Annotated in this window: 15 protein-coding genes; 2 read left to right on the top strand and 13 right to left on the bottom strand. The window is 35.0% G+C overall.

Translation table 11 applies throughout. The features are described 5' to 3' along the window. Positions 1-300 precede the first annotated feature (300 nt). From NSQ18_RS13945 to NSQ18_RS13910, 8 genes are all read right to left on the bottom strand, one after another. Positions 301-1,422 (bottom strand): Nif3-like dinuclear metal center hexameric protein, encoded by a 1,122-nt coding sequence (locus NSQ18_RS13945; RefSeq protein WP_016839006.1) that lies wholly within the window; start codon positions 1,420-1,422, stop codon positions 301-303. After that, positions 1,422-2,117, bottom strand: coding sequence for a tRNA (adenine(22)-N(1))-methyltransferase TrmK (locus tag NSQ18_RS13940; protein WP_168412320.1), 696 nt, complete (start codon positions 2,115-2,117; stop codon positions 1,422-1,424). Before NSQ18_RS13940 ends, NSQ18_RS13945 begins: the two co-directional genes overlap by 1 nt. Before the next feature lie 89 nt (positions 2,118-2,206). Next, on the bottom strand, positions 2,207-2,551 hold the full coding sequence (locus NSQ18_RS13935; RefSeq protein ID WP_016839008.1) for a cytochrome c: 345 nt from the start codon (positions 2,549-2,551) through the stop codon (positions 2,207-2,209). Positions 2,552-2,826: 275 nt separating this feature from the next. Continuing rightward, a complete protein-coding gene (locus tag NSQ18_RS13930) occupies positions 2,827-3,387 on the bottom strand; it encodes a hypothetical protein (protein WP_168412321.1) in 561 nt (186 codons plus the stop codon). 153 nt (positions 3,388-3,540) lie between these two features. Then, the gene (rpoD, locus tag NSQ18_RS13925) at positions 3,541-4,665 is read right to left on the bottom strand and encodes an RNA polymerase sigma factor RpoD (protein ID WP_016838553.1); all 1,125 of its coding nucleotides are present in this window, start codon (positions 4,663-4,665) and stop codon (positions 3,541-3,543) included. Positions 4,666-4,696: 31 nt separating this feature from the next. Beyond that, on the bottom strand, positions 4,697-6,514 hold the full coding sequence (gene dnaG / locus NSQ18_RS13920; protein WP_016838554.1) for a DNA primase: 1,818 nt from the start codon (positions 6,512-6,514) through the stop codon (positions 4,697-4,699). Positions 6,515-6,732: 218 nt separating this feature from the next. Further along, positions 6,733-7,548 carry a pyruvate, water dikinase regulatory protein gene (locus tag NSQ18_RS13915; RefSeq protein WP_168412323.1) on the bottom strand — a complete coding sequence of 272 codons (816 nt, stop codon included), beginning with the start codon at positions 7,546-7,548 and terminating at the stop codon, positions 6,733-6,735. Positions 7,549-7,559: 11 nt separating this feature from the next. Next, positions 7,560-8,198 carry a helix-turn-helix transcriptional regulator gene (locus NSQ18_RS13910; RefSeq protein ID WP_016838556.1) on the bottom strand — a complete coding sequence of 213 codons (639 nt, stop codon included), beginning with the start codon at positions 8,196-8,198 and terminating at the stop codon, positions 7,560-7,562. Positions 8,199-8,580: 382 nt separating this feature from the next. Between NSQ18_RS13910 and NSQ18_RS13905 the strand changes: the two genes are divergently transcribed. Both NSQ18_RS13905 and NSQ18_RS13900 read left to right on the top strand, forming a co-directional pair. Next, positions 8,581-9,966, top strand: coding sequence for a glycine--tRNA ligase (locus tag NSQ18_RS13905; RefSeq protein ID WP_016838557.1), 1,386 nt, complete (start codon positions 8,581-8,583; stop codon positions 9,964-9,966). Between the two features lie 166 nt (positions 9,967-10,132). Continuing rightward, complete coding sequence (locus NSQ18_RS13900) at positions 10,133-10,612, top strand: hypothetical protein (protein ID WP_168412324.1); 480 nt, start codon at positions 10,133-10,135, stop codon at positions 10,610-10,612. A gap of 45 nt (positions 10,613-10,657) precedes the next feature. Here the strand turns inward: NSQ18_RS13900 and recO are convergent, their stop codons facing one another. The 5 genes from recO to ybeY form a co-directional block, all read right to left on the bottom strand. Beyond that, complete coding sequence (recO, locus tag NSQ18_RS13895) at positions 10,658-11,452, bottom strand: DNA repair protein RecO (protein ID WP_168412325.1); 795 nt, start codon at positions 11,450-11,452, stop codon at positions 10,658-10,660. A 125-nt stretch (positions 11,453-11,577) separates the two neighbouring features. Beyond that, a complete protein-coding gene (era, locus tag NSQ18_RS13890; RefSeq protein ID WP_016838560.1) occupies positions 11,578-12,492 on the bottom strand; it encodes a GTPase Era in 915 nt (304 codons plus the stop codon). Continuing rightward, a complete protein-coding gene (locus tag NSQ18_RS13885) occupies positions 12,485-12,886 on the bottom strand; it encodes a cytidine deaminase (RefSeq protein WP_016838561.1) in 402 nt (133 codons plus the stop codon). The genes era and NSQ18_RS13885 overlap by 8 nt, the downstream gene beginning before the upstream one ends. Before the next feature lie 20 nt (positions 12,887-12,906). Further along, on the bottom strand, positions 12,907-13,257 hold the full coding sequence (locus NSQ18_RS13880) for a diacylglycerol kinase family protein (protein WP_016838562.1): 351 nt from the start codon (positions 13,255-13,257) through the stop codon (positions 12,907-12,909). Further along, positions 13,250-13,732 (bottom strand): rRNA maturation RNase YbeY, encoded by a 483-nt coding sequence (ybeY, locus tag NSQ18_RS13875; protein ID WP_016838563.1) that lies wholly within the window; start codon positions 13,730-13,732, stop codon positions 13,250-13,252. The genes NSQ18_RS13880 and ybeY overlap by 8 nt, the downstream gene beginning before the upstream one ends. Position 13,733: the final 1 nt, after the last annotated feature.

Below are 13,733 nucleotides of genomic sequence, written 5' to 3'. Positions count from 1 at the left end.
GTTATTTTTTTTAGATTGGCTATTAAAATGACAGGAATGACTATTATTTTTCATGATTGGCTATTATTGTAACGAATTTGACTATTATCTTATTTTTCAAAAGTTCTTTTTATCCATTTGGCTATTATGTTCACAAGTGTGACTATTATCCATTGGAGATTGGCAATTATTGTCACATATTTGACTATTATCGGACCTTTCGTATACGAATTTTTCTCGCCTGTTTTCTGTACTCAAATAAAAAATTGAGCGAATGAAAAACAAATTGTTTTCTCATTCGCTCACGTAACTTTTAATTTCCTATATAAAAATAAATGGTTCTGTATTTACTTCTGATTCAATAAATTCTACATCAAGCTTATTCTCTTGACACAGGCTTGTCATTTTTTCTTTAACGCCTTTTATCATCACTTTTTCAACATGATGGCCGGGGTCCACAATATTTAGTCCTATCGCTTGTGCTTCTTGAGCAACATGGAAATACATGTCTCCTGTTACAAATACATCCGCACCAGCTCTTTTTGCAATATGGATATATTTATTTCCATCTCCTCCAAGTACAGCAACTTTTGAAACTGTACTGTTTTCATTCCCTACTATACGAACCATTGGAACTTGTAGTCTTTTTTTTACATAATCAGCAAATTGTCGCAAACTCATAGGTTCCTTCAACATTCCGATGCGTCCAATACCGTATTCATTCGTTTCTTGAGCTAGAGTATAAAGATCATATGCTGGTTCTTCATATGGATGTGCATTTAACATTGCTTTTAATATTCGGTTTTTCATTGATGTTGGAAATACTACTTCTATTTTTTCTTCATCGGTTACTTCGATCTCTCCAACATCACCGATATATGGATTAGCACCTTCTAATGGACGAAAACGCCCTTTTCCATCCGTTGAATAACTGCAAGAATCATAATTCCCTATCTTCCCGGCACCTGCTTTTGCTAGGACATATCGAAGTTCATCCGCATGCTCATCAGGCACGAACACTGCTAACTTCATTAAATGTTCTGAATACGTTTTTTCTAAAATTTCACGATTTTGTAATTGTAAAGCATCAGCCAGCAAATCGTTGACGCCGCCTTCAGCAACATCTAGATTCGTATGAGCTGCATAAACAGCAATATCATTTTTCAATAGCTTTTCATATAGTCTTCCGCTCGGTGTATCTGTTCTTAAATTCGACAATTTCCGGAAAATAGGTGGATGGTGTGCAATAATTAATTGGCACCCTTTCTCTATTGCTTCATCTGCAACTTCTTGATTGACATCAAGAGTAACAAGCACTTTCGTAACTACTTTATTTAAAGTGCCTATTGCGAGTCCAATCGGATCATTTTCCATACAAGCAAGTTTTTTCGGTGACCAGCTCTCAAAAAGTTGAATGATTTCGTTTCCATTAGCTTGTTTCATCAATGGATTACCTCCTCAACTAGTGCTATTTGATGAAGCAATTCTTGACGTTTTCCAACGATTTCAGGAGTCGGCTCCGCATATTCTAATGATTTAAGTACTTTTTTCCAATGGTTTACTTCATTCGACCATTTTTTTAGAAATACCTCTGATTTTTCTTGAATTAATATGTTCCCCATCAAAATTTCTGCTTCAGTCAATTCCATGTTCCCTCGTTCTAATACGATGATTTCATAAATTTTTTGATCTTCCTCGACTATAGCTTCTTCAATAATCTTCCACTTGTTTTCTAAAGCCCATTGTCGAATGACGCGTGCATGAATATTTGGTTGTAAGATGAGGCGATTAACGGTTTCGAGTTTTTCAGGATTTTTTTCTAAAATAGAGACGATTAAGGAACCACCCATTCCTGCAATCGTGATTGTATCAACATGATCGCTGCTCTCAATTGCTTCTAATCCGTCAGCAAGTCGAACAGTAATTTGATTTTCTAACCCTTCTTCTTTTACTTTCTTTAACGCTGACTGATAGGGTCCTTTCACTACTTCTCCTGCAACAGCTTTTTGTATGATTCCTTTATGGACTAAGTAACATGGTAGATAGGCATGATCTGAACCAATATCTGCAACAATTGCCCCTTTTGGCACAAAAGAAGCAACTTTTTCTAGTCGTTTGGAAAGATTTTGTGCATTCATGTAGTACCCGCCTTTATTGTAAAATTCTAACTCTCATTATATAAAAAAATAAACCCTTAGTCGCCTTTTGCAACTAAGGATTTATTTTTTTATTCTAATGAACTGATGTACTCAGCAATCGCGCGAGCTTCGTCACCAGTTTTAAGACCTGGAGTCATTGGAGTTCCTTCAATACCGTTTTCTAAAACGTCAACGATATGATCTGCATCAAGTCCAACTAATGAAGGTCCCATACCACCTTTTAAGTCGCCGCCGTGGCAACCAATACAAGCTTGAACTAGTGCTTCATCTCCTCCTGCACCTTCTTCAGTTGTTCCATGTTCACCTTCAGCTAATTCAGCTTGTTTTCCAACTCCATCTAATGACATAAAGAAGATAAGTGCGATACCGAATGCCATAATGAGGATATAAGGAACGATCGGATTATTTTTCATGTCTTTACCTCCCTTGTAGAATCATCAATGCTATAAATATAGAATATAGTCAACAACAATTATTGTACTTCATATTTCTTAAAACGAAAAGACCTAAACCATAACTTTTACAAGGAATGTAACAATTTCGACATTTTTTCACAATTTAGCCAAAGAATAAATTTCCGATTGAATAATTATATATTCATCATTTTTTCTATCAATTGTCTTTATTATTTCCTTTCAACAAAAAATTATATTTAAAAAACGAAATGAAAAACTACTTTTCGATCGAATTATAGGAAAAACAATTGATATGCAATAATGATAATGAATCCTAATACACCAGAAATTGTGAAATATAATAGTTTTAATTTAATACCTGTAATCGTCCACATAAAACAATTAGCTACTAATAAAGAATAAAGTACAACATTATTATTTTCGAAATATACTAAACTAACTTTTACTGAAATTCCAAAAATTAATAGCGCCGCAGCTACTTGTAAAATGGGAGCAATCAAATCATGCTTCTTTGCAAATTTGTATGAATATACAAGAAAAAGTATTGCTATTATTCCGACTATGAAAGCAGCGATATAAAAATATGCTGTCATAAGGAAAAGGAGTATTAAGAGTGCTGCTGTTATCGCCATTATTAATAAAGAAATAGTTGTTTTTTTACGTTTTTCTTTCATTTTAATTGATTTTTTAATACTAATATGATTTTGAAGTTGAATGTCTTCACCTTCAGTATAAAGTGTCATTAAAAAGTCGCAGTAATGTTCTGGTAATAACTTATTTTGCTTCCAAAATAAGATTTCATTGATTATGATTTGTTTTTTCGGATTATCCATAAACATTCACCAAATTTGTTTATTTATGTATTATTGTATAGTATTTTCTATATTTCGACATCCGTACAAAGTATTATCAAAGAAAATTTTTTATAATTTCAATAATAAAAAAGGTACCTAAAATTAGGTACCTTTACATTTCTCAGAATGATGTTACTCAAGAAAATCTTTTAGTCGCTTACTACGAGATGGATGACGTAGCTTTCTTAGTGCTTTTGCCTCAATTTGGCGAATACGTTCACGAGTCACCCCGAATACTTTTCCTACTTCTTCAAGAGTGCGTGTACGACCGTCATCTAAACCGAAACGAAGACGAAGCACATTTTCTTCTCGATCTGTTAATGTATCTAAAACGTCTTCAAGCTGTTCTTTTAACAGTTCGTATGCTGCATGGTCAGCAGGAGATTGCGCTTCATGGTCTTCGATGAAATCGCCTAAATGTGAATCATCTTCCTCACCAATTGGTGTTTCTAATGAAACCGGTTCTTGGGCAATTTTTAATATTTCACGAACTTTTTCAGGCGTTAAGTCCATTTCCTCTGCGATTTCTTCTGGCGTTGGTTCACGCCCTAAATCCTGCAATAATTGACGTTGGACGCGGACTAATTTATTAATCGTCTCCACCATGTGAACTGGTATACGAATCGTTCTTGCTTGGTCCGCAATTGCTCGCGTAATAGCTTGACGAATCCACCAAGTGGCATACGTAGAAAATTTAAATCCTTTTCGATGGTCGAATTTTTCTACTGCTTTAATTAATCCCATATTTCCTTCTTGAATTAAATCTAAGAAAAGCATTCCACGACCCACATAGCGTTTAGCAATCGAAACAACTAATCTTAAGTTTGCTTCCGCAAGTCGTTTACGAGCTTCCTCATCACCTTGCTCAATACGTTCTGCAAGTTCAATTTCTTCTTCAGCAGTTAATAAATCTACACGCCCGATTTCTTTCAAATACATTCTGACAGGGTCATTGATTTTTACACCAGGAGGAACGCTTAAATCATTCAAATCAAATTCTTCTTCACTTGCTTCCTGTTTCGCAAGTGCTTCTTCTTCAAACTCTTCTTTTCCTTCCACACGAATATCATATTGGCTTTCTAATTCTTCAGCAAAATGAAAAATTTCCTCAGGTTCCAATTCAAATGGATCTAATTTTTTTGAAATATCATCCATGGATATACCATCATTTTTTGCTTTTTGTCGAAGAAAATTTTTCGCTTCTTCCAAGTTTTTTTCCAAAATTTCTCTTGAACGTTCTGACATATTGTCCGCCATAAACCTTCCTCCTTATAACAACCAATATCACTCAAATCGCAGATAATGTTTTTTTCAGTTCAATCATTCGTTGGACGAGTTCTAAAGCTTTTTTATATTCATGCATTCTTTCAGCTTCTTGGGAATCGTGCATGAGTTTTTCTATTTCAAGCTTTATGCGATGTTTTTTTAGTTGTTTTAAACAATCTTCAATCTCAGCCTCTTTAAATTCTGGATCGCGCTCTATTAACGCAGCTTCCATAACAATTTTTCGAAGTTCTGCATCATCCAAAATTTCTAAAAACCTTTGATAATCCGCAGTACCATGCTCTTCGTAAAAGCCGATTAAGCGAACAAACACTGCCATATACTCATCATGAATAAATGGTTGCGAATCATCACTGTGTAAAATATTTTTCACTAGTTCCATATCAAACAACATATGTGAAAGGAGTAATCTTTCAGCACGTTCAGTCGCATTTAAATTTTTGGAATGAATTTGGCCACTAAATATTGTATTTTTTTGTTCAGCTCGTTTATAATTTTTAGAAAAGTCAGCATCTAATTTTCTGAATTGTGCATAAATAGCTTCTTCCGATATTTTTGTTTCTTTCGATAGTTCTTTAATATAAAGTTCTCGTTCGATAGGCGATGATTTTCCAACAAGATGCTCAAGCACTTCTTGAATATATTGCAAAATATCATTTTCAAATTGAAAATTTTTATTGCGACGTGCATACATCATCATAAAAGCCATGTATGCATGTGGTTTTTCAATCATCTGTGCAAAGGACTCTGAACCATACTTCCGAATGTATTCGTCAGGATCTAATTGATCGGGTAGTACGACAACTTCAACATCCATTTGTTCGTTGTAAATCATTTCTGCGGCCCGTTTTGCTGCTTCCCAACCTGCATAATCACCGTCATAACAAACCACTACGTTTCGAACTAAGCGTTTTAGCCTTGTGATATGCTCTTTTGTTAAGGAAGTGCCCATCGTTGCCACAGCGTTGTCTATACCTGCTTTTTGTGCAGCAAGCACGTCCATAAATCCTTCCATTAATATAACTTGACGTTTTTTACGAATTGAAGCTCTAGCCTTGTCCAAATTAAAAAGAACTTCACTTTTTCGAAAAATCGGGGATTCTGGACTATTTAAATATTTCGCTTCTGATTCATTTGCCTCAAGAATTCGACCAGAAAAACCAATGACCTTTCCAAATTCGTTGCGAATTGGAAACATAATACGTCCTCGAAAGCGATCAAAGTAAGTATGGTCATTTTCCTTTTGGATGATGAGTCCACATTCAACCATTTCATCTAACGAAAAACCTTTTCGCTCTAGTAATACAGTCACTGAATCCCATACTGGCAATGAGTATCCTATACCATTGGATTCGATATCTTCCCTTGTAAATCCTCTTTTTAATAAATAATTTACTGCTTTTTCGCCTTCTTCTGTGTTCATCAATAAATGATGATAAAATTCAGCAACAAATTGATGGGCATTTATCATATTTTCTTCTTTTGGTGAATATCGGCGAAAATTTTTGTCCATACTTTGATTTTGGATATCAATATGTATGCCGATGCGCTCCCCTAATTTAGAAACCGCTTCAGGAAAGGATACATTTTCGATATCCATGACAAAGGTTATAACATTTCCCCCTGCACCACAACCAAAGCAATGGAATATTTGTTTGTCTTCAGAAACAGAAAAAGAAGGTGTATTTTCACCGTGGAAAGGACATAATCCAAACCAATTTCGCCCTCTTTTTGTTAACTGAATATATTCGCTGATTACATCAACGATATCCGATTCTGTTCGGATTTTTTCAATTAATTCTTCAGGAATTTTGCCTATCATTCCATCACCAACTTTGTTGCTAAATAACACAATTCGATAAAAAATTAAAAATTCCTTTAAAATGCGACAAAAAAACTTCACTTTTTATAATATTTATTTGTTAGAAATATTTTACCACAATTTTATTATTATAAAACATTCTTTATGATTTTTCTATACTTATTTATAAAAAAATGAAAAAAAACCTCCTCGATAATCTGGAGGTGTAAATAATTATCTTATTTTTTTAAACGCTCTAGTCGCTCAATGATGTCATTCGCTGTTTCTTCAACAGCTTTATTTGTAACATCGATGACTTGACAACCTAATTTTTCTACCACTTTATAAAAATGCGCAATTTCCCGTTCAATGCGATCTCTTTTTGCATAAATCGCATCATCACTTAGACCCAATGCAATTAACCTTTGTTTACGGATGACGTTTAGTTTTTCAGGAGAAATCACTAAACCAAAACATTTTCTTGGATCTACTTGAAATAATTCTTCAGGCGGTTCGACTTCTGGAACAATTGGAACATTGGCTACCTTGTATCTTTTATGAGCCAAATATTGTGATAGTGGAGTTTTTGAAGTTCTGGATACGCCAATTAACACCACATCACTCAATAATATTCCTCTCGGATCTCGACCATCATCATATTTTACGGCAAATTCGATCGCTTCTACTTTTTGAAAATAGTCATCGTCTAACTTATGAACTATTCCAGGTTCTTCTAACGGAAATTCTTCAAGTCTATTACTAAATAAATGAATAATAGGACCTAATAAATCAATGCAATCAATGTTATTTTGTTGACATAAATTATACATTAACTGACGTTTTTGTTTTTCTACTAATGTATACACTATAATTGCACCTTGCATAGCCGCAATTTCTACAATGTTTTTTATATGGTCATCATTTGAGATATGTGGGAATCTTCGGATAATGATGCCATCAAAATTTGGTCTAAATTGTGTAGCAGCTGCTTTAACCACTTGTTCTCCAGTTTCTCCGACAGAATCAGATACGACAAAGATTTTTAAGTTTTTCAAATTAGCACCTCTTACAAATCATTCGTCTCAGCTAATGAAATAAAAGCTTTTGTAATATTGGTTTTGGTTATACGACCGACAATTTCTAACCCATCTTCTTTCTCTTCTACAACTGGCAATGAGTCAACTTGTCGCTCGATCAATTTTTTAGCAGCATGAATGAGTGAATCATTCTTATGACAATACACAATATTCGGCATTCTCGTCATAATAATATGAACGGGAATCTTTGTTATAGCTTGAGTTCCAATACTTGTGCGAAGTAAATCTTTTCTTGAAAGCACACCTTGCAAACGGGATCGATCATCCACCACAAACAAGGTTCCAACATCTTCCAAGAACATTTGACAAATAGCATCATAAGCTGTCATATTCTCAGATACAACAACTGGCATAGATTGGAAATCTTTAACTTTTAAATTCATCATTGACTCTGTTACAGAAGCCATCGTTTTTTTGCCAGAATAAAAATACCCGACTCTAGGTCTGGCATCTAGAAACCCTGCCATTGTTAAAATTGCTAAATCTGGTCGAAGGGTTGCTCGAGTCAAGTTTAATTGTTCAGCAATTTTCTCCCCTGTTATTGGACCCTTCTCTTTAACAATTTGCAGAATTTTATCTTGACGTTGATTGAGTTCTATTGGACTCACCGCCTCAATTAGTGTTATACTTTTCTTAAATATTATATACTATTTTCTTTATAATTGCTAAGAAAAGTCCTACATGATAAAATAATGTCACAACTAATTAAAAAAATTACTATATTCAAATATTTTGGCAATGACAGGACTATAAGTATCTTTTCAACAAACAGCGAGTAGGGATGGTGAAAGCCTACACGAAAAGAGAAACGGCAGCCTCGAGCCATGATGAAAAAAAGAGGATTGCAATTCTATGAATGAAATGCAATCAATCGGGGTGGAACCGCGGGTGTAATTATGTATTCCAGCACTCGTCCCCGGGCTTATGGCCCGGAGACGGGTGCTTTTCTATTATTATTATGAAAAATAAAATTAAATAGGAGGAACAAAAATGGCTGTTCAATCAATGGAAACTATTGTGAATTTATCAAAACAACGTGGATTTGTATTTCCAGGTTCTGAAATATACGGGGGACTTGCTAATACATGGGATTATGGTCCTCTTGGTGTGGAACTGAAAAATAATATTAAAAAAGCATGGTGGCAAAAATTTGTTCAAGAGTCACCTTACAACGTTGGACTTGATGCAGCAATTTTAATGAATCCACGCACTTGGGAAGCATCAGGACATGTTGGAAACTTCAATGACCCAATGATTGATTGTAAACAATGTAAAGCAAGACATCGAGCTGATAAGTTAATAGAAGAAGCAGCTCTACAAAAAGGTGATGAAATTATCGTTGACGGCTTATCATTTGAAAAAATGGCAGAAATCATGAAGCAATATGATGTTTCCTGCCCTGATTGTGGTGCACAAGATTTCACTGAAATTCGCCAATTTAACTTAATGTTTAAAACATTCCAAGGTGTTACAGAAAGCTCTTCTAACGAAATTTATTTAAGACCAGAAACGGCTCAAGGTATTTTTGTTAACTTCAAAAACGTTCAACGTTCTATGCGCAAAAAACTTCCATTTGGTATTGCACAAATTGGTAAATCTTTCCGAAACGAAATTACGCCTGGTAACTTTACATTCCGTACGCGTGAATTCGAACAAATGGAGTTGGAGTTCTTCTGTAAACCTGGTGAAGATTTAGAATGGCAAAATTACTGGAAAGAATTTTGTAAAAACTGGTTGTTAAGTTTGGGCATGAGCGAAGAAAACATTCGCCTTCGCGATCATTCCGAAGAAGAATTATCCCACTATTCGAAAGCTACAACAGATATCGAATATAAATTCCCATTCGGTTGGGGCGAACTTTGGGGTATTGCAGACCGCACAGATTATGACTTGAAGCAACATATGCAATATTCAAACGAAGATTTCACTTACATCGATCCAGTTACAAATGAGCGTTACGTTCCTTACTGCATCGAACCATCTGTCGGAGCAGACCGTGTAACATTGGCATTCCTATGTGATGCATATGACGAAGAACAACTAGAAGATGGAGACAAACGCACAGTGCTTAGATTCCATCCGGTTATCGCTCCATTTAAAGCGGCAGTTCTTCCACTATCGAAAAAACTGTCAGAGGAAGCAACTGAAGTTTGGAACGAATTGCGCAAATATTTCCCAGTAGATTATGATGAATCTCAATCCATCGGTAAACGTTATCGCCGCCAAGACGAAATTGGAACACCATTCTGCATCACTTACGACTTCGATTCAAAAGAAGACGGTCAAGTGACTGTGCGTCATCGAGATTCAATGGAGCAAGTACGCATGCCAATTGCGGATGTAAAAGCTTATATTGAAAAGCACTTACAATTCTAATATTGCTTACATGATGAAAGCTGTACATGATTGTACAGCTTTTTTTCTTTTGTCTAATGATATGTTGTTCATTATTTTAAAATCAGAATTATCTGAATTAAATATACATATTCTTTCCCCCTCTAGTATAATTGAGTTAAGGGATTTTGGATTAGGGGGGAGCTATATGCTGTTTAGTTCATTTACAAGTTTTAAGAAACAACAAGAACTTCAAGTTAGCGACGTTTTCAGCCAATTAAAGAATATTGTGACAGCGATATTAAAGCGAGAAGTACCTTCCAATAGTTCCAACAGTCAATTAATATTCAATACAAATTTGAAAATTCAACAATATTTTCATGCGGCACAATATCACCGAAAACAGATCGATCTTACTACATCGCTTGGTGTGTTTCATAAAGAAGCTTACGAAAGTACAATAAAAAAATATAATCAACTTAAACTTTTGATGGATAGTTTTATTATTCTAAATATTGAAGAAGAACGAGAGAAAATCAATCATCGAATGAGACTTGTCGATGACAAAATTGAAAAGCTGTATTTGGAATTGAAAAATGTTAAACACATCCTAATTCCTGAGCTAGAGGAAAAATTTTGGCAAGCTTTTAAAGAAGATTTAATGCCTATTTTAGCTGAATTAAGATAATGATAGAAATATTAATACAATATATATTTCAATAAAAACAGGCGCCTAAAGTTTGTCGCCTGTTTTGTCTTTATTGTCTTTTTGTAACGAGTACAAAGCTTCTGATTTTTCAAGCTGTTCAATAAATGAACGAGACTTTAAACGCATACCTGTTTGTTCTTCATAAATCGTCGTTACAATTTTCTTGATAAAGTGTTTCGTTTCACGCTTTAACTCCAACTTTCCAATTTTCTCAATTGGAATAGTAGAAAACATGCGAATTAATTTTAATTGTGTTGGACTTAGCCGAATAATATAGGGGTCAACATGAAAACAACGGTGGCAAAGAAATCCTCCTTGTGAAAAGGAAAAGGCAAATTCCCCTTCTACCGCACCACAGGATGAACATTGATGCAAAATAGGCCTTACCCCTGCATAAGGAAGAAACTTCCAATCAACGAACAATGCGATTGCTTCTGGATCATGCTCATCTTCAATCGCATATAAAGCTTGTTTCAACACTTCGTAAGGAAATGGTTGCGGATTTCCCTCTTCTATTAATCGATCTACCATTTCCACAATGTAACTAGCATAAGCTGCTCGTAATATATCGGTTTGAATATGTCGCATCGAATTGATAAGCTCACCTTGCTGTAACGTGCCTATACCCGAAGATCGTTGTACAATGAAAATACCATGCATAAAAGTTTGAGATATTGACGCTAACCTGCTCCGCGGTTTCTTAGCACCTCTAGCCATCACTGCAACTTTTCCAGCTTCTTTTGTCATCAGTGTAACAATTTTATTTGATTCCCCATAATCTCTTGTTTTTAAAACAATGCCCTCTAATTTACTTAGCATCTGTTGCACATCCCTTTTCACTGAGGCATTCTAGAATCTTATTTAATAATGATTTCGATAAAAGGACGATGAATAAAAATTCATAAAGAGTGCGTCGTAAGTAATTAGACGCACTCTTAAACATTTTAATATTCATCTTCTCGATATCCAAAGTCTCTTAGGTATGTGATTTTATTTCGCCAATCCTTTTGAACCTTTACCCAAAGTTCTAAATAAACTTTTGAACCGAGGAGCATTTCAATATCTTTTCTTGCTTGAGTTCCGACTTCTTTTAGCAAAGATCCGCCTTTACCAATGATAATCCCTTTCTGCGAGTCCCGCTCAACCATAATCGTGGCATTCACGTGAATGAGATTTTCATTTTTTTCATCCCTGCGAATTTTATCAATGATAACCGCTACAGAATGAGGTATTTCTTCTCTCGTTAAATGTAATACTTTTTCACGAATCAGTTCTGATATGATAAAGCGCTCTGGATGATCTGTAACTTGATCGCTTGGATAATATTGAGGTCCCTCTGGTAAGTAGTTTTCAATTGTTTCTAGCAATCGTTCTACATTATTCCCCTCCAATGCAGAGATTGGAATGATTTCTGCAAAATCCATTTTTTCTCTATAAGCATCAATAATTTCTAATAATTCATCTGGATGAATTTTATCTATTTTATTAATCACTAAAAACACCGGAGTATTCGTTTCACTTAACAATTCCATAATGAATTCGTCGCCTTTGCCAATCTTTTCTTCTGCATTAACCATAAACATAATTAAATCTACTTCACGCAGTGTATTTTTAGAGACCTTCACCATAAATTCGCCTAGTTTATGCTTCGGTTTATGAATTCCTGGTGTATCAATAAATACCATTTGGCTTTTTTCTCTCGTCAATACACCTTGTATTTTATTTCGAGTTGTTTGAGGTTTATCCGACATAATAGCAATTTTTTGGCCAATTACACGATTTAAAAATGTCGATTTTCCTACGTTTGGTCTACCAATAATTGAAATGAATCCTGATTTAAAACGATGATTGTCATGCATCTTTCATATCCTCCGAATTAAAAGCACTTGGTAATAATTGTTTTACAGTTGTTTTTTGTATTTTTCCTTGTAAATTTGCTAAATAAACAGGCATCTCTGGTGAACAAAATTCAGCCATTACCTGTCTACATGCACCGCATGGAGAAACGGGATTTTTTGTATCGGCAATGACAGCAATTGCCTCAAATTTTGTTTCCCCTTCTGAAACGGCTTTAAAAATTGCAGTTCGTTCTGCACAATTTGTCATACTAAAGCTAGCATTTTCAATATTACAACCGTGAAAAATTTTCCCGCTCTTCGTCAATAATGCGGCTCCAACAGAAAATTTAGAGTAAGGAGCATATGCTTTTTCACGGGCGTGTTTCGCTTCATTCATTAACTTTTGTACATCCATATGTACGGATACGCCTCCTATTACATGAGAAACCATTTAGGCAGAAAAATAATCAATCCAATGAAAATGCTTGCGATTGCAGAAATGAGCACTGCACCAGCCGCAACATCCTTCGCTGCTTTTGCAAGAGCATGATATTCTGGTGAAACAAGATTGACGACTGTTTCTATTGCAGTATTCACCATTTCTAACGCAATCACAAGGGCCATCGTTAAGATTAACACCAGCCATTCCGCTGCACTTAATTGCGAACATAAGCCTGCAATCGTAACCAATACAGCACAAGTAACATGGATGCGCATATTTCGTTCTTTCATTGCAAATCGTATTCCTTCAATTGCATAGTGGAAAGAACGAAAAAATTTACGCATGAAAATCACGACCTAAGCCGTATGATGTGAGAATTTCCTCTTGTCTTGAAAACATTACTTTTTCGTCTTCTTCCGTCATATGATCATATCCTAATAAATGCAAAAATCCATGTACGGCAAGAAAACCAAGTTCTCTTTCAAATGTATGCCCGTACTCTTCTGCCTGTTCCCTCGTTCGATCGACAGAAATAATAATATCACCTAGAACACGAGGTAATTCTCCAACTCCAATAATTTCGATTTCTCCTTCGCCCATTTCTTCTAGAGCGAAGGAAATAACATCTGTCGGCTGGTCTTTGTCACGGTATTCACGATTTATTTCATGTATCTTTTCATTAGTTACAAAGGTAACAGAAACTTCTGCATTGTTGATATTTTCTAGTTTCGCAGCATATTGAAGCAATTTTTCAACAAGTTCGATATGTTTATCGCTTAATTTATTTGTCTCATCTAAAAAATCAATTGTTAAAGTCATA

It is taken from the genome of Ureibacillus sp. FSL K6-0786 (genome assembly GCF_037965165.1).
Classification (GTDB): domain Bacteria; phylum Bacillota; class Bacilli; order Bacillales_A; family Planococcaceae; genus Ureibacillus; species Ureibacillus thermosphaericus.
Note: the sequence above shows the minus strand (reverse complement) of the source record. Positions and strands in the feature narration are given on the sequence as shown.